Origin of the sequence: Caballeronia calidae, from assembly GCF_900044055.2 — a bacterium.
Classification (GTDB): domain Bacteria; phylum Pseudomonadota; class Gammaproteobacteria; order Burkholderiales; family Burkholderiaceae; genus Caballeronia; species Caballeronia calidae.
On sequence record NZ_FCOX02000003.1, the window covers coordinates 186,431 to 210,588 of the forward strand.

20 protein-coding genes and 2 pseudogenes are annotated in these 24,158 nt (G+C 64.5%); 9 read left to right on the plus strand and 13 right to left on the minus strand.

Features of this window, described 5'->3' with window-relative positions; all coding sequences use genetic code 11:
• Positions 1–317 precede the first annotated feature (317 nt).
• The 5 genes and pseudogenes from AWB78_RS04725 to AWB78_RS04745 all read right to left on the minus strand — a co-directional run.
• The gene (locus tag AWB78_RS04725; protein ID WP_062602736.1) at positions 318–1,208 is read right to left on the minus strand and encodes a PhzF family protein; all 891 of its coding nucleotides are present in this window, start codon (positions 1,206–1,208) and stop codon (positions 318–320) included.
• 82 nt (positions 1,209–1,290) lie between these two features.
• Positions 1,291–1,752: a RidA family protein gene (locus AWB78_RS04730; protein ID WP_062602739.1), complete on the minus strand. Its 462-nt coding sequence runs from the start codon at positions 1,750–1,752 to the stop codon at positions 1,291–1,293.
• Between the two features lie 59 nt (positions 1,753–1,811).
• Positions 1,812–3,008, minus strand: coding sequence for an aminotransferase-like domain-containing protein (locus AWB78_RS04735; RefSeq protein WP_062602740.1), 1,197 nt, complete (start codon positions 3,006–3,008; stop codon positions 1,812–1,814).
• Positions 3,009–3,092: 84 nt separating this feature from the next.
• Complete coding sequence (locus AWB78_RS04740) at positions 3,093–4,034, minus strand: DMT family transporter (RefSeq protein ID WP_062602742.1); 942 nt, start codon at positions 4,032–4,034, stop codon at positions 3,093–3,095.
• A gap of 182 nt (positions 4,035–4,216) precedes the next feature.
• Positions 4,217–4,882, minus strand: a pseudogene (locus tag AWB78_RS04745) (VOC family protein); the annotation flags it as partial.
• Between the two features lie 177 nt (positions 4,883–5,059).
• On the opposite strand from AWB78_RS04745, the gene AWB78_RS04750 reads away from it, so the two are divergent.
• Positions 5,060–6,523 carry an aminotransferase-like domain-containing protein gene (locus AWB78_RS04750; RefSeq protein ID WP_062602745.1) on the plus strand — a complete coding sequence of 488 codons (1,464 nt, stop codon included), beginning with the start codon at positions 5,060–5,062 and terminating at the stop codon, positions 6,521–6,523.
• Here the strand turns inward: AWB78_RS04750 and AWB78_RS04755 are convergent.
• Entirely contained in the window at positions 6,520–7,074 is a 555-nt protein-coding gene (locus AWB78_RS04755) for a Rhs element Vgr protein (protein WP_082883233.1), read from the minus strand. The genes AWB78_RS04750 and AWB78_RS04755 overlap by 4 nt on opposite strands.
• 184 nt (positions 7,075–7,258) lie before the next feature.
• On the opposite strand from AWB78_RS04755, the gene htpG reads away from it, so the two are divergent.
• A complete protein-coding gene (gene htpG / locus AWB78_RS04760) occupies positions 7,259–9,163 on the plus strand; it encodes a molecular chaperone HtpG (protein WP_062602747.1) in 1,905 nt (634 codons plus the stop codon).
• 743 nt (positions 9,164–9,906) lie between these two features.
• A complete protein-coding gene (locus AWB78_RS04765) occupies positions 9,907–13,245 on the plus strand; it encodes an ESPR-type extended signal peptide-containing protein (protein ID WP_062602749.1) in 3,339 nt (1,112 codons plus the stop codon).
• A 111-nt stretch (positions 13,246–13,356) separates the two neighbouring features.
• On the opposite strand, the pseudogene AWB78_RS48170 reads toward AWB78_RS04765, so the two are convergent.
• Both AWB78_RS48170 and AWB78_RS04770 read right to left on the minus strand, forming a co-directional pair.
• Positions 13,357–13,705 (minus strand): annotated as a pseudogene (locus tag AWB78_RS48170) (MFS transporter); the annotation flags it as partial.
• 171 nt (positions 13,706–13,876) lie between these two features.
• Entirely contained in the window at positions 13,877–14,134 is a 258-nt protein-coding gene (locus AWB78_RS04770) for a hypothetical protein (protein ID WP_062602751.1), read from the minus strand.
• Positions 14,135–14,279: 145 nt separating this feature from the next.
• On the opposite strand from AWB78_RS04770, the gene AWB78_RS04775 reads away from it, so the two are divergent.
• From AWB78_RS04775 to AWB78_RS04800, 6 genes are all read left to right on the plus strand, one after another.
• Positions 14,280–14,921: a chorismate--pyruvate lyase family protein gene (locus tag AWB78_RS04775; protein ID WP_062602753.1), complete on the plus strand. Its 642-nt coding sequence runs from the start codon at positions 14,280–14,282 to the stop codon at positions 14,919–14,921.
• A complete protein-coding gene (locus AWB78_RS04780) occupies positions 14,918–15,400 on the plus strand; it encodes a DNA-deoxyinosine glycosylase (RefSeq protein WP_062602754.1) in 483 nt (160 codons plus the stop codon). The genes AWB78_RS04775 and AWB78_RS04780 overlap by 4 nt, the downstream gene beginning before the upstream one ends.
• Positions 15,397–16,299 (plus strand): class I SAM-dependent methyltransferase, encoded by a 903-nt coding sequence (locus tag AWB78_RS04785; protein WP_062602756.1) that lies wholly within the window; start codon positions 15,397–15,399, stop codon positions 16,297–16,299. The genes AWB78_RS04780 and AWB78_RS04785 overlap by 4 nt, the downstream gene beginning before the upstream one ends.
• A 238-nt stretch (positions 16,300–16,537) precedes the next feature.
• The gene (locus AWB78_RS04790; RefSeq protein WP_062602758.1) at positions 16,538–16,786 is read left to right on the plus strand and encodes a DUF3311 domain-containing protein; all 249 of its coding nucleotides are present in this window, start codon (positions 16,538–16,540) and stop codon (positions 16,784–16,786) included.
• Entirely contained in the window at positions 16,786–18,336 is a 1,551-nt protein-coding gene (gene mctP, locus AWB78_RS04795; RefSeq protein ID WP_062602972.1) for a monocarboxylate uptake permease MctP, read from the plus strand. The genes AWB78_RS04790 and mctP overlap by 1 nt, the downstream gene beginning before the upstream one ends.
• A 145-nt stretch (positions 18,337–18,481) precedes the next feature.
• Positions 18,482–19,588, plus strand: a complete 1,107-nt coding sequence (locus AWB78_RS04800) for an FUSC family protein (protein WP_062602760.1) — start codon at positions 18,482–18,484, stop codon at positions 19,586–19,588.
• Positions 19,589–19,600: 12 nt separating this feature from the next.
• Here the strand turns inward: AWB78_RS04800 and AWB78_RS04805 are convergent, their stop codons facing one another.
• The 5 genes from AWB78_RS04805 to AWB78_RS04825 form a co-directional block, all read right to left on the minus strand.
• Positions 19,601–20,029 carry a VOC family protein gene (locus tag AWB78_RS04805; RefSeq protein WP_062602763.1) on the minus strand — a complete coding sequence of 143 codons (429 nt, stop codon included), beginning with the start codon at positions 20,027–20,029 and terminating at the stop codon, positions 19,601–19,603.
• 231 nt (positions 20,030–20,260) lie between these two features.
• On the minus strand, positions 20,261–21,214 hold the full coding sequence (tal, locus tag AWB78_RS04810) for a transaldolase (protein WP_062602765.1): 954 nt from the start codon (positions 21,212–21,214) through the stop codon (positions 20,261–20,263).
• Positions 21,215–21,422: 208 nt separating this feature from the next.
• The gene (locus AWB78_RS04815; RefSeq protein ID WP_062602767.1) at positions 21,423–21,668 is read right to left on the minus strand and encodes an energy transducer TonB; all 246 of its coding nucleotides are present in this window, start codon (positions 21,666–21,668) and stop codon (positions 21,423–21,425) included.
• 74 nt (positions 21,669–21,742) lie between these two features.
• A complete protein-coding gene (locus AWB78_RS04820) occupies positions 21,743–22,939 on the minus strand; it encodes a benzoate/H(+) symporter BenE family transporter (protein ID WP_062602768.1) in 1,197 nt (398 codons plus the stop codon).
• Between the two features lie 18 nt (positions 22,940–22,957).
• Positions 22,958–24,133, minus strand: coding sequence for a vWA domain-containing protein (locus tag AWB78_RS04825; RefSeq protein ID WP_062602770.1), 1,176 nt, complete (start codon positions 24,131–24,133; stop codon positions 22,958–22,960).
• Between the last annotated feature and the right edge of the window lie 25 nt (positions 24,134–24,158).

Here is a 24,158-nt window from a genome sequence, read left to right on the forward strand (position 1 = left end):
CACGGCCCGGTCCAGATTCCCATGCACATCCGGACCGACGTCAACAGGCGGCGCAACGGCCGTTCCACGAGCCGATTCGTGCGGCAGCGCCCGAACTCCGCCATGAGCGAGACGACGAACGTTCGGTGTCGTTAGAGGCATACGTTTGCGCTGCGGTGCAAGCGACTCACCTTCACGACGCCCTGATGGTCCGCCGATGTGAACCGCATTGCGATCTGATCCCCGATTGTTCAGATATTAACGAAGCCGCGGGGATTAAGAAAGGGGGCGCGCTTGGGGGTATACGCGCGGCCGGGCGCCGCGCGTAGGTCATTGTTTCAGAGGCAGAATGTGCCGTCGACGATAGTTACCGTACGGCCGCCGATCCAGATCGGGGCGCCGCTCGCGTCATCGTCGTAGGCGATGCTGACGCGGCCGTCGCGTCCGAGCGCCGTGCCTTGCCGCACGGTGAAGGCGGTGCCTGGTCGCCGGCCTTGGGCGCTCAGCAATGTCGCCAGCGCCGCGTTCGCGCTGCCCGTGACCGGATCCTCGATGTTCTCCGCGCCGAGCAGCGTCACGCGCAACTCGAAGGTCGCGGGCCCGCCCGGTTCGTGCGGCCCATAGACGGCGATGCCGTGCGTGCCAACTTGCGCGACGAGCGCTTCGAGCGCCTCGCGCGCGCCGCCGTGCAACGACATCGCGAGACATTGCGCCGCGTCCTGCACGCGCACGACGAGCCACGGCGCGCCGTTGTTCACGGCAGCGGGTGGCGCGCTGAAATCGATTACCGCCGGCGCGAGGGCGGTGGCGAGGCGCTCGTTCTGCGCGTCGGTCAGCGGCACGATGCTCGCGGGCGGCGCGGCAAACGCCCACTCGCCGTTCTCGCGTGCAGCGAGCGTCACCAGTCCGACGCCGCATTGCTGCACGAGCCGGCCCGGCGTCTTCGGCTCGTAGCCACTGTCGATGAGCGCGTGCGCGCTGCCGAGCGTCGGATGACCGGCGAAGGGCAGCTCGACCGCCGTCGTGAAGATGCGCACGCGATAGTCGGCGCGCGGATCGGTCGGCGGCATGAGAAACGCCGTCTCCGACAGATTGGTCCAGCGCGCGATTTCCTGCATGCGCTCCGTCGACAGACCCTCGGCGTCGAAGATCACCGCGAGCGGATTGCCCTTGAACGGAACTGCCGTGAAGACGTCGACCTGCTTGAACTGAACCGTGCGCGAAGACATGATTTTTTCTCGTTCTCAAGATAGAAAAAAGCCCGACGCGCGCAACGCGTCGGGCTGTGCCTGCATGCGGCGAAGACCCGCTTTACGCCACTTCCGCGATCAGCTCGATCTCGACGCACGCGCCGAGCGGAATCTGCGCGACGCCGAACGCCGAGCGCGCATGCTTGCCTGCATCGCCGAAGACTTCCGCGATGAGTTCGGACGCGCCGTTCGTCACGATGTGCTGCTCCGTGAAATCGAGCGTCGAGTTCACGAGGCTCATCACCTTGACGATGCGCTTCACCTTGTTCAGATCGCCGACGTGCGCGTGCAGCGTCGCGATCAGATCGATGGCGACGCTGCGCGCCGCAGCCTTGCCTTCTTCCGTCGAGATGTTGGCGCCGAGCTTGCCGACATGCACCTTGCCGTCCTTCTTCGCGATGTGTCCCGAGAGATACACGGTGTTGCCGCTCTGCGCGCTCATCACATAAGCGGCGGCGGGCGCGCCCGCGGTGGGCAGGTCGATGCCGAGTTCCTTCAGCTTGTCGTACACATTGGATGCCATCGGTTGCTCCTGAGAAAGATGCGAAAGATGCGAAAGAGGCGCTGATGCGCCCCGGAGAATCAGATGCTCGCGCGGATCAGCGCGCCGAGCTTCGCCACGCCTTCGTCGATCGTCGCGGGCGGCACCGTGACGAACGACAGGCGCATCGTATTGTGCTCGGCCTCGTTCGCGAAGAACGGACCGCCCGGCACGAAAGCCACGTTCTGCGCGATCGCCTGCTCCAGCAGCTTCATCGAATCGATGTGCTTCGGCAGCTTCACCCACACGAACATGCCGCCTTCCGGGCGGTTCCATTCGACTCCGGCGGGCATGTGCCGTTCCAGAGCGTCGAGCATCGCGTGACAGTGATCGCGATAGAGGGCGCGGATGGTCGGCACGTGCTGATCGAGGAAACCGTCCTTCACGACTTCGTAGACGATGCGCTGCGTGAGGCTCGGCGTATGCAGATCGGTCGCCTGCTTGGCCTGCACGAGTTTGAAGTGCAGTTCCTCGGGCGCGATGATGTAGCCCACGCGCAGTCCCGGCGCGAGCACCTTCGAAAACGAGCCGAGATGGACGATGTGATCGGGCGCCATCGAGAGCAGTGTCGGCAGCGGGGCGCCGGCGTAGTCGAGTGCGCCGTAGGGATCGTCCTCGATCACCGGAAACGATGCTTTCTGCGCGAACGCGGCGAGCGCGCGGCGGCGTTCGAGCGGCAGGCGGCGGCCGGTCGGATTCTGGAAGTTCGGCTGCGCGTAGAGCAGGCGCGCGTTCGCGGTGAGCGCGGCGTCGAGCGCTTCGGGAATCAGGCCGGATTCATCCGTCGGCACCTGCACGTAGTGCGGCTCGAAAAGCGAGAACGACTGCAGCGCGCCGAGGTAGGTCGGCGTTTCGACCAGCACGCGGCTGCCCGGATCGACGAGCGTCTTGCCGAGCAGATCGAGCGCCTGCTGCGAGCCGGTCGTGATGAGCACCTGCGTCGGACGGATATGCGCGCCGTTCACGGAATAACGCGCGGCGACCCATTCGCGCAGCGGCATGTAACCTTCGGTCGCGCTGTATTGCAGGGCGGCGGCGGGCTGATCGCGCAGGATGCGCTCCGACGCGTGACGCATTTGCTCGACGGGAAACGTCGCGGGCGAGGGCAGGCCGCCCGCGAAGGAAATGACTTCCGGCCGCTCCGTGACCTTCAGGATTTCGCGAATCGCCGAACTGGTGAGCTTGCGTGCGCGTTCGGAGAGTTGCCACGACGTGGCGCGGAAATCGGCTTGATTCATGAAATGCCTCGATTGTCTCTGATGTGTCTCGGGATTGGTTTTATCGCGGAGCGTGCCGCAAACGTCAATTATCGCGCGAGTGCGTCATCTTGCGTGCGTCGTGCGGGCCGCGGCCACGGCGGGTGGCGGCGCGGCGCGCACCGCGGCCTTGCGGCCGAGCACCACGGTCACGATGACGGCGGCCGCATAGAGCCACGTCGACGCGCTCACGTGCTCGCCGAAGAAGAGCGCGGAAAAGGCCATCGTGAAGAAGATCTGCAGCAGTTGCACCTGCCCGACGCGCGCGATGCCGCCCATCGCAAGGCCCGCGTACCACGCGAAGAAGCCGACGAACTGCGAAAACAGCGTGACATAGCCGAACGCGAGCCAGGTCTTGAGCGCGAGCGGCTCCGGATGCGTCGCATGGCTGCCGAACAGTTGCGCCCACGCGAGCCAGCCGACCGGCAGCAGCAGGAACGGCGCGGACAGCACGAGCGCCCAGCAGATCACTTGCCAGCCGCCCATCTGACGCGCGAGCCGCGCGCCTTCCGCGTAGCCGAGCGCGCCGATGCCGACCGCGACGAGCATCAGCAGATCGCCCGCCTGGAAGCCGCCGCCGCCCGCCTGCAGCGCGAACACGACGACGATCGCGCTGCCCGCCACGGCGCTCGCCCAGAACGCCTTCGACGGCCGCTCGTGCGAGAGCCATGCGGCATAGATGGCGACGCACAGCGGCTGCAAGCCGTTGACGACCGCGCCGTGCGATGCGGGCACGCTTTTCATGGCCCACGCGGAAAACACCGGAAACGCGATGATGACGCCGAGCGAGACCACGGCGAGGCTCTTGACCTGCGGCCAGGTCGGCAGCTTTTCGCGGCGCCAGACAAGGAGTGCGGCGGCCGGAATCGCCGCGACGAGCGCGCGCCCGAGACCATTGAGCAGCGGATGCACCTCCGCGACGACGATGCGCGTCATCGGCAGCGTCAGGCTGAATATGACGACGCCGATCAGGCCGAGCAGCATGCCTTCGGTTTCGCGAGTCTTCATCGTGAGGTGTCTCCTTGTCTGGCTGGCGCGCGGGCGCGTCAGTCGGGTGTATCGGATGTATCGGATGTATCGGGTTCGTCCTGCGTATCTGTCTTCTTCGTGCGACGGCGCTTCGCTGCCTGCCGCGCTTCTTCCTCTCGCGCCTGCGCCTGTTCTGCCGACTCTCCGAGCGTCAGCAGCGATCCGTCCGGCAGATCGAACTGCGCGACGAGCACGGGCGCGCCCGCTGTCTCTTCGACGCGCATCAGATGCGTCGCGCCGAGCCACGCGAGCTGATCCGCGACGGCCTCCGCGTCCGGATGAAAACCGGTCAGCGAGCGCAGCGCGATGCCCGTATCCGGCAGCGCGCCGCTCGGATGGCGCGGCGTGTCCCACTGGATCAGCGACGGCACGACGCCATCGCCGGCGCCTTGCCATGCGGGAAAGGCGCCGTCGTCGGGGACGGTCAGGCCCCACGTATTGCCGCCGCGCGACATCGCCGCGACGGGCGGGATGCGCGCCGGATACTGCTCACGCCAGCGCACCAGCGACTTCGGACGGTCGACGCGCGCGACCCAGTGCACGAGCTGCGGGCCGTGCTCTTCGAGTCGGCGCTGCATCGCCGGGTCGTCGAGCGCGAAGAGGCGCGGGCGCGGTGCATCGACGGGAGCGGCCAGCGGATCGACCGCGATCACTTCGAGATACGCGCCGCCCCACAGATTCAGCAGCCGGTTGTGCGTGCGCATCAGCGGATGCGCGCCGCCGGACGCCGTCTCGACGCCGAATTTCGCGGCGACGAACTGCGCGCCTTCTTCCAGCGTGCGGGCGGCGATCACCAAGTGATCGAGTTTGAGTCGATGTTCGGTCATGACGGACGAGGCGAGCCAATAGGGGCCGATAGCATAACGCCTCCGTCTCGCACGCCGGACAGCCCGAAAGCAAAATGTAGCGGCTATCACCGTAACAGTAACGGTACAATCGGACCAATACTATTCGGTACAGTTTTCATCGGCGCACAGCCGCGCTTGCCGTCCATCGGAGGCCGCATGTCCGTTCCGCTCGACCAGATTCCCGCCCCGCACGATGCCGCCCAGCTCACGCTCGTCGATCAGCTGGTGCAATGGGGCCGCCGCCGCATCGACGAGCGCGTGTTCCGCCCCGGCATGCGCATGCCGTCGATCCGCAAGCTCGCGCTCGACAAGGGCGTGTCGCGCTTCACCGTCGTCGAGGCGTACGAGCGGCTCGTCGCGCACGGCTATCTCGATTCGCGCCGCGGCTCCGGCTTTTACGTGCGCGAGCGCGTCGCGCCGGCGCTGGTCGCGAAAGGCGAGCCGCCGGCGGTCGCGGCGGAGCGCGAGCCGGTGCAGAACACCATCGACGTGGTCTGGCTGCTGCGCAACATGCTGCATACGTCGAGCCCGGAAAAAGGGCCGGGGCTGGGCTATCTGCCGGGCCGCTGGCTCGACGGCGAACTGATCACCAACGCGCTGCGCGCGCTATCGCGCCAGAGCGGCGCGCAGATGCTCGGCTTCGGCACGCCGCAAGGCTTCCTGCCGCTGCGCCAGCAGTTGCAGACGCGGCTGGAGGAACTGGAGATCGGCGCATCGGCGGCGCGGCAGATCGTGCTCGTGTCGGGCATCACGCAGGCGATCGACCTGATCGCGCGTCTTTACGTGAAACCGGGCGACGCGGTGATCGTCGGCGATCCGGCGTGGTTCCAGATGTTCGGCCGCTTCGCGTCGCAGGGCGCGCGGCTCGTCGGCATGCCGTACACGCCGGACGGCCCGGATCTCGACGCGCTCGAAACGCTCGTCGCGACCTGGCGGCCGAAGATGCTGATCATCAATTCGGTTTTGCAGAATCCGACCGGAACGTCGCTGACGGCCGCGCAGGCGTATCGCATTCTGCAGCTCGCGCAGGAATACGACTTCATCGTCGTCGAGGACGATGTCTACGGCGACCTCTGCCCGACGGGTTTTCCCGCGACGCGCCTCGCCTCGCTCGATCAACTGAAGCGCGTGATCTTCCTCGGCAGCTTCTCGAAGACGCTCGCGGCGAATCTGCGCGTCGGCTATATCGCGGCGGCGCCCGAGGTGGCGAAGGCGCTCGCCGACCAGAAGATGCTCGTCGGCATGACGAGTCCGGAGCTCAACGAGCGCGTCGTCTATAAAGTGCTGACGGAAGGGCACTACCGGCGGCATGTGGAACGCTTGCGCGCGCGGCTCGACGGCGTGCGCGACAAGACCGCGCGCATGCTGGAGAAAACCGGGCTCAGGCTGTACTCGACGCCGTCGGCGGGCATGTTTCTGTGGGCGGACACGGGCGTCGACTCCGACGGCCTCGCGGCGGCCGGACACGAAGCCGGCTTCCTGTTAACGCCCGGCAGCCTGTTTTCTCCGCATCAGTCGCCGACGACGTGGATGCGCTTCAATATCGCCAATTGCGGCGATCCGGCACTGCCCGAACTGCTGTCGAACTGTCTGGAGAAGGCCGCGCGGCGCAGCGCCTAACGGCCGCGGCCCGGCAGGTTGCGCCGCTCGCCGGGCGCGCGGATGAAGTCGGCGAGCACGGCTTCGTAGAGCGCGAGCGCGTCGGGCATGTGCCGGTAGCGATGCTCGTAGAGCCGGCTTTGCCCGTCGCAGAATTTCAGCGCGAAATAGTCCGCGAGCAGGTTGCCTTGCGCTTCCATGTTGAAGTCGGAGAGACGCTTGCCCTCGGCGAGCGTGTACGCGTACGGCAGGCCGATGCGGATCGCGCCGCGCAGCCGCACCGGATAGCCGAGCTGGAACTGCCAGACGTGCGTCATCTCGTGAATGAACCACATGCGATTGCCGAGGTCGCAGGCGGAGAAGTCGTCCCGAAAGCAGCCGCGCGGAAAATAGAGATTGCCGTTCGGCGCCATCGCCGTGCGCGGCGGCTGCAGGCCGAGCGGGAGATAGGCGCGCGCATGGACCTTGACGGCCGGATAATCGATCGCATCGCGGAACACGAGCCGGGCCATCTGCGCTTCATCGCGCGTGAGCGGGCGGGCGTGGCGGTCGAGTCGGCGCAGGAGGGGCATCGCGGGTGGCGGGCGTGATCGGTCGTTCGGGAAGCCGCATCTTATCCGGACGCTTAGGCTCTTGAAAGTCGCCCGGCCGCCCTTATATCGCACGAATTGGCTGCGTGACCGATTGTCGCCGATCATCGGACATGAACGCGGCCGAGTCGATCGCACTAACGAAATCAACACAGAGGACCCGACCATGGCGCAAGAAACCATGAGCTTTCAGGCGGAAGTGAAGCAGCTTCTGCACCTGATGATCCATTCGCTCTACAGCAACAAGGAAATTTTCCTGCGCGAACTGATTTCCAACGCATCCGATGCCGCGGACAAGCTGCGCTTCGAGGCCATCGAGAACAGCGCGCTGTACGAGAGCGATCCCGACCTGCGCATCCGCGTGTCGTTCGATAAAGCCGCGCGCACCGTCACCATCGACGACAACGGCATCGGCATGAGCCGCGACGAAGCCATTTCGCATCTCGGCACGATCGCGCGCTCCGGCACGAAGGAGTTCTTCTCCAAGCTCTCCGGCGACCAGCAGAAGGACGCGGCGCTGATCGGCCAGTTCGGCGTGGGCTTCTATTCGGGCTTCATCGTCGCTGACAAGATCACGGTCGAGACGCGCCGCGCGGGCCTCCCGTCGAATCAGGGCGTGCGCTGGACGAGCGCGGGCGAGGGCGATTTCGAAGTCGAGGACATCGAGCGCGCGCAACGCGGCACGACCATCACGCTGCATCTGCGCGCCGACGAAGACGAGCTGCTCTCCACGCACCGGCTCAAGTCGATCATCCAGAAGTATTCGGATCACGTCGCGCTGCCCATCCTGATGAAGAAGGAAGAATGGGACGCTGAAAAGAGCGAGATGGTCACGAAGGACGAGGACGAGACCGTCAACCAGGCGAGCGCGCTCTGGACGCGTCCGAAGAACGACATCAGCGACGATCAGTACAAGCAGTTCTATCAGCATATCTCGCACGATCACGACGATCCGCTCGCATGGACGCACAATCGCGTCGAAGGCCGCAGCGAGTACACGCAACTGCTGTACGTGCCGAAGCATGCGCCGTTCGATCTGTGGAACCGCGAGCATCGCGGCGGTCTCAAGCTGTACGTGAAGCGCGTGTTCATCATGGACGATGCCGAGCAGCTGCTGCCCGCGTATCTGCGTTTCGTGAAGGGCGTGGTCGATTCGGCGGATCTGCCGCTCAACGTGTCGCGCGAACTCCTGCAGGAAAGCCGCGACGTGAAGGCCATTCGCGAAGGCGTGACCAAGCGCGTGCTGTCGATGCTCGAAGAGATCGCGACGTCCTCGGCGGAAGCCACCGAAGACGCCGACAAGCAGAAGTACGCGACCTTCTGGAACGAGTTCGGTCAGGTCTTGAAGGAAGGCATCGGCGAGGACTTCGGCAATCGCGAGCGCATCGCGAAGCTGGTGCGTTTCGCATCGACGAACAACGATTCCGACGAGCAGAACGTGTCGCTCGCGGATTACGTCGCGCGCATGAAGCCCGAGCAGACGAAGATCTACTACGTCACCGCCGATAGCTGGCAGGCCGCGAAGCACAGTCCGCATCTCGAAGTGTTCCGCAAGAAGGGCGTCGAGGTGCTGCTGCTGACGGATCGCGTCGACGAGTGGATGCTCTCGTTCCTGAACGAGTTCGACGGCAAGCCGCTGCAGAGCGTCGCGCGCGGCGACCTCGATCTCGGCGCGCTCGACGACGAGGAAAAGCAGCAGCAGGAGAAGGTCGGCGAGGAAATGAAGCCGCTCGTCGAGAAGATGAAGGAAGCGCTCGAAGGCAAGGCGAAGGACGTGCGTCTCACGTTCCGTCTCACCGATTCGCCGAGCTGCCTCGTCGCGGATGAAGGCGACATGAGCGGTTATCTGCAACGCATGCTGAAGGCGGCGGGGCAGAAGGCGCCGCAAGCGGAGCCGATCCTCGAAGTGAATCCGGAGCATCCGCTCGTCAAGGCGTTGAATGCAGACAGCGCCAATTTCGCCGACTGGTGCCATCTGCTGTTCGATCAGGCCTTGCTCGCCGAAGGCGGCGCGCTGGATGATCCGGCGAGCTTCGTGAAGCGGACGAATGCGCTGTTGCTGGCGCGATAAGCCTGCTCGAGTCTGAGCGTTTTCGATGAACGCGCCGCCGGGAAACCGGCGGTTCCGGACTGCTGACAAAGCCCTGGCCTGTGCCGGGGCTTTGTCGTTAACCGAGCGGTGCCCGCTGGCCGCTGCGGCGTAGAACCTCGAGAAGATTGAGCTGCTGATGGTCCGCTTGCGGTGGCTTCTACTTTATTTACGCCGCCCGAAAACGGGCATCCGGCAAGTGTCAGGACGGGATTCGCATCCGGCTGAAAAAGAGAGCTTCACGCTTCGAAAAACGTGAGGTTGGTCCGCGGTCTGCGCCGCCTCCCACAGGCGGCTCTTTCTAATTCTCTTTTGACTTCCCGCGTCATGCATCGAGGTGCATTCGCACGCTCGTCGGCTATTCGGCGGGCGTCGCGGCTGGCGCAACTGGAATGCAACACAGCGGTGCGATCGCCGAAACGGCCATCATAAGTCCTCGCGGCGCTGTGTCCTGGAAACCCCGCCAGACGCGATTGCGCGTGACAAAGCTGCGGCAGCACCCCCTCGTCGTCTTAAATTTTCGAATATGTTTTATAGGAATTTTTTGCGACTAGTCTCATGTGATCCGACGAAGGCCATCTCTAAAATGATTTTCATCCGATGACCGCCTACTTCCCCGACAGCGAGCGCTCGATTTTTTAGAGTCGCCAACTTGTTCGGACGACTCTGAGATGAGTGGATAGTGCGCGGACCACGTCCCATCTTCAATTCTTAGAGGTTGCCACATGAACAAGATTTATCGAATCGTCTGGAATGCAATTTCGTGCAAGTCGGTTGCGGTGTCGGAGCATGCGCGTGGACGCGGCAAATCCTCGGGCAAGTCGAATACCACCACCTGCGTATTGAAAGCGGTCGCGCTTGCGGCTATCACGTTGAGCGCTCCGGCAGCGTTCGCCGGCAACATCGCCAACTGTAATAAGCCGGGAGACGGAAGCGGCGGCGCTTGGGGTTCGTACAACGGCGGCTGGGTGGGGCAAACCTACAACACGTCGGGATCGGAACTGGACTGCCGCCACGGCTCGGGCGTGATCCTCAGCGAATCGACGGCCGCGTCGGGCGGTGGCCTCGACGGTGCGAGCGCCTATATCGCGATCGGCTCGACTGGCTACGAGAGCACGGGCCAGATGACGCTGCACGGTCCCAACGGCATCACGCTCGACGGCGATGTCCTGATCACCGGCAATCTGACGCTGGGCGGCAACGTTGCCATTCCGTACTTCCACTCGAATTCGACGCTGCCGGACTCCGTGGCATCGGGCACGGACGCTGTCGCGATCGGCGGCAACGCAATTGCGAGCACGGCGAATTCGGTCGCGCTGGGCGCCGATTCGCTCGCTGATTCGACGACGCTCTCCACCTCCGGCTTCAAGCCCGGCAGCACGGCAATCGCCGGGGCGACGGCCGCGGGCGAAGTCTCGATCGGCAAAGCGGGCGCGGAGCGCCGCGTGACCAACGTGGCGGCGGGCCTGAACGGCACCGACGCCGTGAACGTGAGCCAGTTGCAGTCGGAAGACGCGAAGCTCAACCAGATCGGCGCGAATACGGCGGCCGCACTTGGCGGCGGCTCGACGTACGATTCCACGACGGGTGCGATCACCAACCCGACCTACGTGATCGGCGGCAACACATACAACACCATCGCGGGTGCGTTCACCGACATCGACAATCGCACGACGCAGAACACGACGCAGATCGCGAACATCGATGACCGCGTGACGCAGAACACCACGCAGATCAGCAACATCGATGAGCGCGTAACGCAGAACACTACGCAGATCGCCAACATCGACGACCGTGTAACGCAGAACACCACGCAGATCAGCAACATCACCACGCAACTGAACAACGGTGAAGTCGGTCTGGTCCAGCAGGATGCGGACACGGGCAACATCACGGTCGCCAAAGCGCTCAACGGCTCGACCGTCGATTTTGCCGGCACGAAAGGCGCGCGCAAACTCACGGGCGTGGCAGCAGGTGATGTGAACACATCCAGCGCCGACGCGATCAACGGCTCGCAGCTTTACACCGTCGCGGAATCGGCGGCCAGCGCAATCGGCGGCGGCTCGTCGGTGAACAGCGATGGCTCGATCTCCGCGCCGACTTATGTGATCGGCGGCAACACGTACAACACCATCTCGGGTGCGATCACCAACATCGATGACCGCACGACGCAGAACACGACGCAGATCGCCAACATCGACGACCGCGTAACGCAGAACACCACGCAGATCAGCAACATCGACGATCGCGTAACGCAGAACACCACGCAGATCAGCAACATCGACGACCGCGTGACACAAAACACGACCCAGATCAGCAACATCACCACGCAACTGAACAACGGTGAAGTCGGTCTGGTCCAGCAGGATGCGGACACGGGCAACATCACGGTCGCCAAAGCGCTCAACGGCTCGACCGTCGATTTCGCCGGCACGAAAGGCGCGCGCAAACTCACGGGCGTGGCAGCAGGCGATGTGAACACATCCAGCGCCGACGCGATCAACGGCTCGCAGCTTTACACCGTCGCGCAATCGGCGGCCAGCGCCATCGGCGGCGGCTCGTCGGTGAACAGCGATGGTTCGATCTCCGCGCCGACTTATGTGATCGGCGGCAACACGTACAACACCATCTCGGGCGCGATCACCAACATCGACGATCGCACGACGCAGAACACCACGCAGATCGCGCAAAACTCGACCGACATCTCGAACCTCACCACGCAACTCGCCAGCGGCCAGGTCGGTCTCGTGCAGCAGGACGCTGCGACGAACGGCATCACCGTGGCGAAAGACACGGGCGGCACGACGGTCGATTTCACGGGCACCGACGGCCAGCGCACCTTGACGGGCATCGCGGCAGGCGCGATCGGCGCATCGAGCACCGACGCCGTGAACGGCTCGCAGATGTACAACGTGAGCACGTCGATGGCCAGCGCGCTCGGCGGCGGCTCGTCGGTGAACGCCGATGGCACGATCACCCTGCCGAGCTATGTCGTGGGCGGCGTGACGGTCCATAACGCCGGCGACGCCATCTCGAACATCGATGCCCGCACGACGCAAAACTCGGACGCCATTTCGAGCCTGGCATCGGACATGAGCAACGGCAACGTTGGCCTCGTCAGGCAGGACCCGTCGTCCCGCACGATCACCGTGGCGAAGGGCACCGACGGCACCGTAGTCGACATGTCGGGCACGGCCGGTGCGCGCACGGTAACGGGCGTTGCGGCGGGCTCGGTGAGCGCAACGAGCACGGACGCGGTCAACGGCTCGCAGTTGTACAACATCGCGCAATCGACGGCCAGCGCAATTGGCGGCGGCGCAACGGTCAACGCGGACGGCACGATCTCCGGGCCGACGTTCAACGTGGGCGGCACGACCGTGAACAATCTCGCTGATGTGGTGACCAACATCGACACTCGCATGACGCACACCACGTCCGAAATCAACAGCATCAACAACACGCTCACGCAGATCGCCACGGGCAACGCCGGGGTCAAGTACTTCCATTCGAATTCGGAACTGGCGGACTCGCAGGCCATGGGCGCCAATGCGGTCGCGATCGGCGGCAATGCGAAGGCGACGGCAGACAACTCGGTGGCCATCGGCGCGAACTCGGTGGCGGATCGTGCGAACACGGTATCGGTGGGCGCGGAAGGCAGCGAGCGTCAGATCACTCACGTCGCCGCGGGCACGCAAGGCACGGACGCCGTGAACGTCGATCAGCTGAACCAGATGGTCTCGAACGCGACGGGTTCGCTGCCCGCAGGCGTGAGTGCGAAGGACTACACGGATCAGCGCATCAACGCGGTGCAGAACTCGGTCAACCAGGTGGCCAAGAATGCCGACGCCGGTGTGGCCTCGGCGATGGCCATGCCGAACCTGACGCCGTCGCGGCCGGGCAACACGGTGATCGCAGCGGGCGCGGGCGCGTATCGCAGCGGCTCGGCGGTCGGCGTCGGCGCAACCTACCGTTCGCGTAACAGCAAGTGGCTCGTCAACAGTGCGCTGTCGTTGAGTTCGACGGGTGACCTGGGCGTTCGCACCCACGTCGGCTACGAGTTCTGATTGGGCTATCGCCGAAAGTAGTGCATGCGGTAACAGGGCGTCGGAGGGAACGGGCGGTGGCGAAGGCCGCAGCCTGATTCTCTCCGATGCCTTTTTTGCGCGCTCAATCGCGCGCACGCCCATCGTCAGCGCGGTGCTGCTGGCAAACAGCAGCACCGCGAGCAACTGCACTGTCAGATCCATGCTGCCGGTCGCCGTGCGAATCATTCCGATCATCCACGGACTCACGATCCCGCTCGTTAGTCCGATGCTGCCGATGAACGCGATCTCCGCCGCCGCGCGCTTGCCCGGAAGATGGCTCGCGGGCCACGGCCCAGAAGATCGGCAGCGTGGCGAAGTTCAGGGTCGCGGCGAGCGACAGGATCGCGGGCACGGCCGGCAAACTCGCGGAATGCAGCGTGAGCGCCGCCAGCGCCATTACTCCGCCCGCCGTGCAGCATGCGAAGTGCTTGCGCCGCTGATGGCCCGCCTGCGGCGGCTTCTACTTTATTTACCCCGCCCGAAAGCGGACATCCGGCAATTGTTGGAACGGCGGCCAGGCCGATCGCTACGCATCGATGCGATCAGGACGGGATTCGCCTTCGACTGAAAAAGGAAACCCCACGCTTAGAAAAACGTGGGGTTGGGGTTCTTACTTCCGCTTGCGCTCCTTGTTCGACTGCGCCAGAACCGACGCCGCAAGGGTCTTGGTTTCTTCGGAATACTTGCTGCTGTGAAGCACTTCGCTTGCCTTGTGCTCCAGTTCGGCGCTCGTCTGCTTTTTCGTGTGCGATTGCGACAAGGCCGACGCGGCGAGACTTTTCTTGACGGCCGATGCCTTCGGATCATGCAGCGTTTCGGCCGCGAGATGCGCTACCTTCTTCGATGTCTGTTTCTTATTTTCCGACATTCGATGTCCTCTCAGTGATGAGCCAGGGTTCGCGCCTGGCGCGCGGCCGGACCTGACTCGCATGACCGGCGACTCAGTTTCTTCCGATGAGCGCGCCAGCTCCATACGAATCGTCCTAAGCGCTGGCGGTCCTATAATCACCGCCATGCTCACGCCCAACGATCCCACCGACGCACACTGGCGCGTCGTCCCGCTTCCCTCGCTCACCGACGCACAAAAGGACTGGCTTACGCGAGGCGGCTCCCTGACGGCGCACTTGCGCACGCTCGGCGCGGTGACGGTCGAAGTCACGCGGGAAACCGTCGATATGCCCTGGCGCGACGAAGCGCGCGCGCTCGACATCACGCTGCGCACGCCCGTGTGGGTGCGCGAAGTCGCGCTGAACGTGGATGGCGTGCCGTTCGTGGTCGCGCACAGCATCGTCGCGCTGGAACACAGCACGGGCGTATGGCAATCGATGCGCCGCCTGCGCACGCGGCCGCTCGCGGAACTGCTCTATAGCGACAGCAGCGTGTCGCGCTCGGCGCTCGCGAGCCGGCGAATCACGGCGCGGCATCCGTTGCATCGGCTCGCATCGATGCAAACGGACGGCCAGCCGCGTGCGCTCGTCGCGCGCCGCTCGGTATTCAAGCGGCACGACGCGCCGCTGATGGTCACCGAATGCATGCTCGATGCGCTATGGACGAAGCTCGCCGCGATGCGCGGATCACATCGGCGCGAGCACGCGCGTTCTTACGATCATCTGAGCTCGCACGCGAAGCGCGTCGCGCACGGCGAGGCGAAATGAAGCTCGACGGATTCGCGCCCGTCGGCGATGACGCGACGCACACGCTCATCCTCGGCAGCTTTCCGGGCGTCGCGTCGCTCGCGGCGACGCAGTACTATGCGCATCCGCGCAACCAGTTCTGGCGGCTCGTGGGCGCGGCGATCGGCGAGGATCTGCACGCGCTCGCCTACGATGATCGCCTCGCGCGTCTCGTCGCGCACGGCATCGGCCTGTGGGACGTGCTCGCCGCCTGCGAGCGCGAAGGCAGCCTGGATAGCGCGATCCGCAACGCATCGCCCAACGATTTCGCCGCGTTCCACACGCGCTTTCCGACGCTGCGCAAGGTGTGCTTCAACGGCAAGACTTCCGGCAAGTTCGCGCCTGTCTTGAGCGCCGCGGGCTACGCCACGCTCGTGCTGCCGTCGTCGAGCGCGGCCAATGCTATCCTCTCGTTCGATCAAAAATTGCGCATCTGGCGCGACATCCTCACCACACAATGACGAATCTCATCAAGCGCGCGTCGGCGGAAGCGCGCGCGTTCAGCCGCAAAAAAGAAAACAGCAAATCGAAGGGCAAGCGCGACCACGATGATCGCGACGACCTCGCGAACGCGCCGCGCATCGACGCGCCCCGCAAGCCGCGCTTCGCGCCCGTCACGTTCTCGGAAGAGGGCGGCGTGCGCTATCTGCATTTCGGCACCGAATGGGTGCAAGGCGCGATGCGTCTGAAAAAGCCCGATCACATCGAGCTCGAATACGCGCAGCAGATGATGGCCTGGCTGCTTTTCATCGAGACGCCCGAACGGATCGTGCAGCTCGGCCTCGGCGCCGCCGCGCTCACCAAGTTCTGCCATCGCTTTCTGAAGCGCGCGAAGGTGGAAGCCGTCGAGCTGAATCCGGCGGTCGTGATCGCCGCGCGCGCGATGTTCGAGCTTCCCTACGACGACGCGCGCCTGACCGTCACCGAACGCGATGCGTGGGAGTTCGTCAACGACCGCGCCAACCACGGCACCGTCGGCGCGTTGCAGATCGATCTGTACGACGCCACCGCGCGCGGCCCCGTGCTGGACAGCGTTTCGTTCTATCGCGCTTGCCGCGCATGTCTCACGCCGCGAGCGGGCGTCGTCACGATCAATCTGTTCGGCGATCATCCGAGCTTCGTGCGCAACATGCGCCATCTGAACGAAGCGTTCGACAATCGCGTGATCGCGCTGCCCGAAGTGCACGACGGCAATCGCGTCGCGCTCGCGTTCGCCGGTCCGTCGCTCGACGTGCCGTTCGCCGCGCTGGATACGCGCGCGAAGCTGATCGAAGCGCAGCTCGGCTTGCCCGCGCGCAAGTGGGTGAAGGGTCTCGCGGAAAGCGCGGGCGTCGCGACGAGCGGCTCGTTCTCGATCTGATCGCGGAAAGCAGCGACATCCAAGGCCGGAACGCCGGTTCCGGCCCATTCGCAAAAAGCGTTCAAATCCAACGGAATAGTCGGGATTCTCCCTGCTTGACCGGGTTTCGTCGGTCCATATACTCCCTCTGTTATTTTGAGACGCTCTAAGCGGCACGTCTACCCGACGACCGGCATCCCGCCGGGCTCGCAATAACCACGCATCAACGACGCGAATCAAAACAAAGAGGAGACCGTTCATGGCTCACGAAGCTGCGACCGGCACCGGACAACCGCGCAACAAGCATTGGCTTTGGCTTCTGATCCTTCCCTGGATCGGTGTGGTATGGGTGCCGTTTTACAACAAGATCGAGCCCGTTCTGTGGGGCTTTCCGTATTTCTACTGGTATCAGCTTCTGTGGGTGCTGATCAGCGCGGTCATCACGGCCGTCGTCTATATGAAGACCAAGGCGCTGCCCTCGGGACGTAAGAACGGAGGTGCGCGATGATGAACACCACCGCAACCTTCGTCTTCGTTCTCTTCTTCGTCGGCGTCACGATTCTCGGCTTCATCGCCGCGCACTGGCGCAAGGGCGATCTCGCCCAGCTCGACGAATGGGGCCTCGGCGGGCGCCGCTTCGGCACCATCGTCACGTGGTTCCTGCTCGGCGGCGATCTCTACACCGCCTACACGTTCGTCGCCGTGCCGGCGCTCGTGTTCGGCGCGGGCGCGACCGGCTTCTTCGCGCTGCCGTACACCATCCTCATCTATCCGTTCGCGTTCGTCGTGTTCCCGAAGCTCTGGAGCATCGCGAAGCGTCACGGCTATGTGACCGCCGCCGACTTCGTGCATGCGCGCTACAACAGCCGCATGCTCGCGCTCGCCGTCGCGCTGACGGGCATCGTCGCGACGATGCCTTACATCGCGCTGCAACTCGTCGGCATCGAAGTGGTGATCGGCGCGCTCGGCTTCTCGACGCAAGGCTTCATGGGCGATCTGCCGCTCATCATCGCGTTCGCGATTCTCGCCGCGTACACGTACACGTCGGGTCTGCGCGCGCCCGCGATGATCGCCGTGGTGAAGGACGTGCTGATCTACATCACGATCATCGCCGCGATGATCGTGATTCCCGCGCAGCTCGGCGGCTTCGGCCATATCTTCAGCACCGTGCCGCCTGAAAAGCTGCTGCTGAAGGCGCCTGATGCGGCGAGCCTCAACGGCTACAGCGCGTACGCGACGCTCGCGGTCGGCTCGGCGCTCGCGCTCTTCCTGTATCCGCACTCGGTGACGGCGATTCTTTCGTCGAACTCGGGCAACACGATCCGCCGCAACATGTCGCTCCTGCCGGCGTACTCGCTGGTGCTCGGCCTGCTCGCGCTGCTCGGCTACATGGCGCTCGCATCCGGCGTGAAGGACATGCCGGAGTACGCGTCGTACTTCAAGGCCTACGGCGCGAACTTCGCGGTGCCGGCGCTGTTCCTGCACTACTTCCCGTCGTGGTTCGTCGGCGTGGCGTTCGCGGCGATCGGCATCGGCGCACTGGTGCCGGCGGCGATCATGTCGATCGCGGCAGCGAACCTGTACACGCGCAACGTGCATCGCGAGTTCGTGAACACGTCGATGACGCCGGAGCAGGAAACGAACGTCGCCAAGCTCGTGTCGCTGATCGTGAAGGTGGGCGCGGTCGTGTTCATTCTCGCGCTGCCGCTGACGTACGCGATCCAGCTGCAACTGCTCGGCGGCATCTGGATCATCCAGACGTTGCCCGCGCTCGTGCTCGGTCTCTATACGCGCGTGCTCGATCACCGCGGCCTGCTGATCGGCTGGGCGACGGGCATCGGCGTGGGCACGTGGATGGCCGTGTCGCTGCAGCTGAAGGGCTCGATCTATCCGCTGCATCTCTTCGGTTACACCGTGCCGGGCTACGCGGCCGTGTGGGCGCTGATCGCGAACCTGATCGTCTCGATCGTCGTGAGCGTGCTCGTGCGCGTGCTGGGCCTCAAGCGCTCCGAGGACCGCACGCGTCCGGAAGATTATCTGGACATCGTCGAAAGCTGATCCGCAAGCATGCGACGCGCGTCGGACGTCCGTCCGACGCGATTCGCGAAAAGCTGGTAAAACGCCCGTAACAGCCGCTGGCCGTTGCGGGCGTTGTCTTTTCCGGCAGCCTTACGACCGCCTGTGTTCACGACACGAGCGAACCATGCTTTCTCCGACATCGACGCCGCCAAGGCGCAGCCGTCTCTCGCGCGTCCTTCACTGGATCGCCTCGCCTTACTTCCGCTACCGGCACGCGAACCTGATTCACGGCGTGCGCGTCGGCCTCGCCATGGCGATGTCGATCGCCGTCACCACGGGCATCGACGTGCCGCACGGCGTGTGGGCATCGGTGTCCGTGCTCGTCGTGGTGGGCGGGCTGCAGCATTACGGCAACATCCGCAAGAAGGCGGCCGAGCGCGCGATCGGCACGATGCTCGGCGCGCTGTTCGGGCTCGTCCTCATCCTCACGCAGATGATGACCGGCTCGCTGATGCTGTTCTTCGTCCTGATGTGCGTGATCGCGGGCGCCTGCGCGTATTACGCGATCGGCAAGGCGGGCTATGTGGCGCTGCTCACGGCGATCACGATGGTCATCGTCTCCGGTCACGGCGACCTGCCGCTCAGCACCGGCTTGTGGCGCACGGCGAACGTGCTGATCGGCGTGGTGATCGCGCTCGCGTTCTCGTTCGTGCTGCCGCAATACGCGACGTATTCGTGGCGCTACCGGCTCGCGGACAATCTTCGCGAGTGCGCGAGGCTCTACGGCGCCTTGCTCGACGGCACGCCGCTCGTGGCCGACCAAACCGCGCGGCGCTTCTACGCGATGAGCCAGCGGCTCGTGCAATCACGCGCGCTGATGGAATCGGTCGCGAAGGAAACCGACGTGCCGATCGCGCGCCTGGAGGAGATCCAGCGGCTGCACCGCTCCGTTCTCGCGGCCCTCGAACTGCTGATCATGTCGATGCCCGAAGTCACGGGCGCGGCGGGGAGCCGCTTCGCAATCGCGTGCTCGCCGCGCGAATACGCCATACGCCTGCAGCTTTTGCACATGGCGCGTGCATTGCGGTTCGGGCGCGTAGGCTTGCTGTACCGCGCGGTGGATGTATCGGTCGAGCCGCACGCGAGCGGCGACGATGAGAAGAACGAGACGACGCAGGGCATGCACTGGCTCGCGATGCGCTTCGCCGAGCAGGTGGACGGCTTGCGGCTGCGTCTGTCCGAAATCGAGCGGCAGTGGAATATCGAAGGCGCGCGGCCGCTCAATGGATGATGCGGGCGAGACTCAGGCTGTCTGAAGTTCGCCCTGGTGCACCACGTTGATGAGCCACGGCACGCCGAAGCGATCCGTCACCATGCCGAAGCCCTGTGTCCAGAACGTGGATTGCCACGGTGTGAGCACGTTGCCGCCTTCGGCCAGCATGTTGAAGATGCGCTCGCCGGATGGTGCGTCGTCCGCGGCGATCGACAGCGTGAAGCCCGCGTAATCCTTGCGCGGCTGACCGTAGCGGCCGTCCGACACCAGAATGGCGTTCCCGCCGACGTGAAACACCGCGTGCATGACCTTGTCTTGCCAGTCGGGCGGGGCATTGCCGCCGTCCGGCGCGTCGCGGAAGCGGATGAGTGCGGCGATCTGCGCGCCGAACGCCGTCTGATAGAGCTCGAGCGCGGCTGCGCAATCGCCGTTGAAGAAAATATAGGTATCCAGTTGCATGACCGAACGACTCCGTGCCTGTGAAGCGGACATGCCGCCGAAACCCGGAAGTCTATTGCAACGGAATGCCGCGTCCACACGGAAAGAGTCAAATTAGGTCAAGAAAAAATGCAATGAAAAAAAACGCGAAACGAACCAGTGCGGCCGGTTCGTTTCGCGATCTTTTCGTCGGACTTTCGGACCATCCGACGCAGTGTTCAACTCGACGCGTCGGCAGGGGCGAAAGCGAGCTTACTTGAGCGCGGTGATCAGCTTTTCGAGCTTGATCGCATCGGCGGCGAACGCGCGGATACCTTCGGCGAGCTTTTCGGTCGCCATCGCGTCGTCGTTGACGAGGAAGCGGAAAGTCGGTTCGTCGACAGCGATCTTTTCCACGTTCTCGTTCTTCACCGAGTCCGGCGAAAGCTTGCGTTCGACCTTGTCATTGCTGTCGGCGAGCTTCTTCAGGAGATCGGGGCTGATCGTCAGCAGGTCGCAACCGGCGAGCTCGGTGATCTGGCTCACCGTGCGGAAGCTCGCGCCCATGACCTCGGTCTTGTAGCCGAACTTCTTGTAATACGTGTAGATACGACGCACCGACTGCACGCCCGGATCGTTCGCGCCGCCGTTTTTCACTTCGTCCCATTCCGCGCCGGCGGCCTTCTTGTACCAGTCGTAGATGCGGCCGACGAACGGCGAGATCAGCTGCGCGCCAGCCTCGGCGCATGCGACCGCCTGCGGCAGCGAAAAGAGCAGCGTCATGTTGCAGTGGATGCCTTCCTTCTGCAGCTGCTCGGCCGCGCGGATGCCTTCCCACGTCGACGCGAGCTTGATCAGCACGCGATCCCGGCTGATGCCCGCGTTCTCGTACAGCTTGATGATGTCGTGCGCCTTGTCGATCGACGCCTTGGTGTCGAACGAGAGCCGCGCGTCGACTTCGGTGGACACGCGCCCCGGAATGATCTTCAGAATCTCGGTGCCGAATGCGACGAGCAGATTGTCGATGATCTGCGGCATCGGCTTCGTCGCGTGCTCCTTGACGGTCTTTTCGAGCAGCGGCTTGTAGTCGTCCTTCTGGACGGCCTTCAGGATCAGCGACGGATTCGTGGTCGCGTCCTGCGGCTTGAACTGGATGAATTGCTGGAAGTCGCCCGTGTCGGCGACGACGGTCGTGTATTGCTTGAGCTGGTCGAGAGCGGATGTCATGTCGAGTCTCAGACGCGTTGCGCCTTGTCAAATTGCGGTAACCAACCCGCGGATTGCCCCTGAATGCGACGCCGCCCGGCGACTTCGTTCGCGCGGCGCGCCCCTGAATGTCATTCCCTCATTTTAGTCCCGAGCGGGGCGAACGCGCTGATGCCATGCGCGCCCGCACCCGGCGAGCCCGATTTCGACCCGCCGCGCCACCACGCGTTCAATCCACCGTGTAGGCCAGCTCGTGCCAGCGGTGCACCGTGCCCGAGCCCAACTGACCGCGCGCGAAACGCATCTTGCGCACCTCGTCGAGCGCGTGTGCGTCCTTCGACGCGTCGCCGCAGCTCATCTTGAGGACGACGTCCTGGACGTGCCCGGCGTCGTCGAGCAGCACGCGCACGATGGTCTTACGTTTCTGGGCGCCGGGCGGCGTGGTGCGCGCCAGCAGTTGGTCGATCAAAGCCATGACGGAACGACGAGAAATCGGTTGCGGAAAGACTGGCACGAAAATCGGGGCCGATTCCGTCATTGTAGGCCGCGTCAGGCGCGTCTGGCGTTGAGCACGAGATGCGTCGCGACGCCCGCGATCAGCCCCCAGAACGCGGAACCGATCGACAGGAGCGTGAGGCCCGAAGCCGTCACCATGAACGTGACGAGCGCGGGCTCGCGCTGGCGCGCGTCGTGCATCGCGTTGGCGAGGCCGCTCATGATCGAGCCGAAGAGCGCGAGCGCCGCCACCGAGACGACGAGCTCTTTCGGAAATGCGGCGAACAGCGCCGCGATGGTCGCGCCGAACGTGCCCGCGATCAGATAGAAGACGCCGCACCAGACGGCCGCCGTGTAGCGCTTGTCGCGGTTCTCGTGCGCTTCGCGGCCGGTGCAGATCGCGGCGGTGATGGCCGCGAGGTTCACGCCGTGCGAGCCGAACGGCGCGAGCACGAGCGACGCGATGCCGGTCGTCGAGATGAGCGGGGCGGAGGGCGTCGTATAGCCGTCCGCGCGCAGGACGGCGATGCCCGGCACGTTCTGCGACGCCATCGCGACGACGAAAAGCGGAATGCCGATGCTGATCGCCGCGGCGAGCGAGAACGCGGGCATCGTGAACACCGGATGCGCGAGCGCGATGTGAAAGCGCGAGAAGTCGAGCAGTCCGAGCCCGCCCGCCACCGCGATGCCCGCGACGAGCGTCGCCGGAATCGCGTAACGCGGCATGAAGCGCTTGCCCGCGAGATAGGTGAAGAACATGACGATGACGAGCGCCGTCCGATGCTCGGCCGCGCGGAAAATCTCGATGCCGATCTCGAACAGGATGCCCGCGAGCAACGCGGCGGCGATGCCCGACGGGATGCGCTTCATCAGCGTGTCGAACCAGCCGGTGAGGCCGACCGCGGTCAGCAGCACCGCGCAGACGATGAACGCGCCGATCGCATCGGCGTATGCCACGTTCGGCAGCGACGAGACGAGCAGCGCCGCGCCGGGCGTCGACCACGCGACGACGATGGGCGCGCGATAGCGCAGCGACAGGCCGATCGTGCAGACCGCCATGCCCATCGAAAGCGCCCAGATCCACGACGAAATCTGCGCGTCGGACAGATGCGCAGCCTGGCCCGCCTGGAACATCAGCACGAGCGAACTGGTGTAGCCGGTCATCATCGCGACGAAGCCGGCGACGATGGTCGAAACGGACGAGTCAAAAAAGGGGCGCAGCGCGACGGGCGCCGGAGAAGAGGCTTTCATGCTGGTCGTTCTGGTGAGTTATTTCGACAGCGCGCGCATCGCGGCTTCGAGGCCGGCCATCGTGAGCGGGTACATGCGATTGCCGAGGACGTTGCGGATCGCGGAGATCGACTGCCGGTATTCCCACAGGCGCTCCGGCTCGGGATTGAGCCACGCGTGATGCGGGAACTGGTCCGCGAGACGGCGCAGCCACACCGCGCCCGCCTCGGCGTTGTTGTATTCGACGGAGCCGCCCGGCTGAAGCACTTCGTAAGGGCTCATGGTCGCGTCGCCGACGAATATCAGCTTGTAGTCGGGCGTGAACTTGTGCAGCACGTCGAAGGTGGGCGTGCGCTCCGTGTGACGGCGGCGGTTGTTCTTCCACAGATAGTCGTACACGCAGTTGTGGAAGTAATAGAACTCGAGATGCTTGAACTCGGCCTTCGCCGCGGAGAAAAGCTCCTCGACGCGCTTGATGTGATCGTCCATCGAGCCGCCGACATCGAGCAGCATCAGCACCTTCACGTTGTTGTGGCGCTCGGGGACCATCTTGAGATCGAGCCAGCCCGCGTTGGCGGCGGTGCTGCGGATCGTGTCGGGCAGGTCGAGCTCTTCGGCCGCGCCTTCGCGCGCGAAGCGGCGCAGACGCCGCAGCGCGACCTTGATGTTGCGCGTGCCGATTTCGACCTGATCGTCGTAGTCCTTATACGCACGCTCGTCCCATACTTTCACGGCCGTGCGATTGCCCGACGATTCCCCGCCGATGCGGATGCCTTCCGGGTTATATCCGCCGTGCCCGAACGGCGACGTGCCACCCGTGCCGATCCACTTGTTGCCGCCCTCGTGACGTTCCTTCTGCTCGTCCATCAGCTCCTTCAGGCGCTCCATCAGCTTGTCGAGACCGCCGAGCGCTTCGATGCGCTTCTTTTCCTCCGCCGTGAACTCGCGATCCAGCCGCTTTTTGAGCCAGTCGAGCGGAATGTCGAAGGCTTCGTCCGGAAGCTGCGTCACGCCGTGGAAATACGCGCCGAACGCACGATCGAACTTGTCGAAGTACTTCTCGTCCTTCACGAGCGTCATGCGCGCGAGAAAGTAGAACTCGTCGAGCGATGGAGAAATCACCTGCGCCTTCAATGCTTCGAGCAGGGTGAGGTATTCCTTCACCGAGACGGGCAGCTTCGCATCGCGCAGCGAGTAGAAGAAGTCGATCAGCATGGCGCGCTCTCCATCGCGATGAGTG

Excerpts from the sequence above, each read along its gene's own strand:
- AWB78_RS04730 (WP_062602739.1), bottom strand. The coding sequence starts at position 1,752 with ATGGCATCCAATGTGTACGACAAGCTGAAGGAACTCGGCATCGACCTG.
- mctP (WP_062602972.1), top strand. The coding sequence starts at position 16,786 with ATGAACACCACCGCAACCTTCGTCTTCGTTCTCTTCTTCGTCGGCGTC.
- AWB78_RS04770 (WP_062602751.1), bottom strand. The coding sequence starts at position 14,134 with ATGTCGGAAAATAAGAAACAGACATCGAAGAAGGTAGCGCATCTCGCG.
- AWB78_RS04780 (WP_062602754.1), top strand. The coding sequence starts at position 14,918 with ATGAAGCTCGACGGATTCGCGCCCGTCGGCGATGACGCGACGCACACG.
- AWB78_RS04815 (WP_062602767.1), bottom strand. The coding sequence starts at position 21,668 with ATGGCTTTGATCGACCAACTGCTGGCGCGCACCACGCCGCCCGGCGCC.
- htpG (WP_062602747.1), top strand. The coding sequence starts at position 7,259 with ATGGCGCAAGAAACCATGAGCTTTCAGGCGGAAGTGAAGCAGCTTCTG.
- AWB78_RS04820 (WP_062602768.1), bottom strand. The coding sequence starts at position 22,939 with ATGAAAGCCTCTTCTCCGGCGCCCGTCGCGCTGCGCCCCTTTTTTGAC.
- AWB78_RS04790 (WP_062602758.1), top strand. The coding sequence starts at position 16,538 with ATGGCTCACGAAGCTGCGACCGGCACCGGACAACCGCGCAACAAGCAT.
- AWB78_RS04750 (WP_062602745.1), top strand. The coding sequence starts at position 5,060 with ATGTCCGTTCCGCTCGACCAGATTCCCGCCCCGCACGATGCCGCCCAG.
- AWB78_RS04725 (WP_062602736.1), bottom strand. The coding sequence starts at position 1,208 with ATGTCTTCGCGCACGGTTCAGTTCAAGCAGGTCGACGTCTTCACGGCA.
- AWB78_RS04755 (WP_082883233.1), bottom strand. The coding sequence starts at position 7,074 with ATGCCCCTCCTGCGCCGACTCGACCGCCACGCCCGCCCGCTCACGCGC.
- AWB78_RS04740 (WP_062602742.1), bottom strand. The coding sequence starts at position 4,034 with ATGAAGACTCGCGAAACCGAAGGCATGCTGCTCGGCCTGATCGGCGTC.
- AWB78_RS04735 (WP_062602740.1), bottom strand. The coding sequence starts at position 3,008 with ATGAATCAAGCCGATTTCCGCGCCACGTCGTGGCAACTCTCCGAACGC.
- AWB78_RS04775 (WP_062602753.1), top strand. The coding sequence starts at position 14,280 with ATGCTCACGCCCAACGATCCCACCGACGCACACTGGCGCGTCGTCCCG.
- AWB78_RS04765 (WP_062602749.1), top strand. The coding sequence starts at position 9,907 with ATGAACAAGATTTATCGAATCGTCTGGAATGCAATTTCGTGCAAGTCG.
- AWB78_RS04800 (WP_062602760.1), top strand. The coding sequence starts at position 18,482 with ATGCTTTCTCCGACATCGACGCCGCCAAGGCGCAGCCGTCTCTCGCGC.
- AWB78_RS04825 (WP_062602770.1), bottom strand. The coding sequence starts at position 24,133 with ATGCTGATCGACTTCTTCTACTCGCTGCGCGATGCGAAGCTGCCCGTC.
- AWB78_RS04805 (WP_062602763.1), bottom strand. The coding sequence starts at position 20,029 with ATGCAACTGGATACCTATATTTTCTTCAACGGCGATTGCGCAGCCGCG.
- tal (WP_062602765.1), bottom strand. The coding sequence starts at position 21,214 with ATGACATCCGCTCTCGACCAGCTCAAGCAATACACGACCGTCGTCGCC.
- AWB78_RS04785 (WP_062602756.1), top strand. The coding sequence starts at position 15,397 with ATGACGAATCTCATCAAGCGCGCGTCGGCGGAAGCGCGCGCGTTCAGC.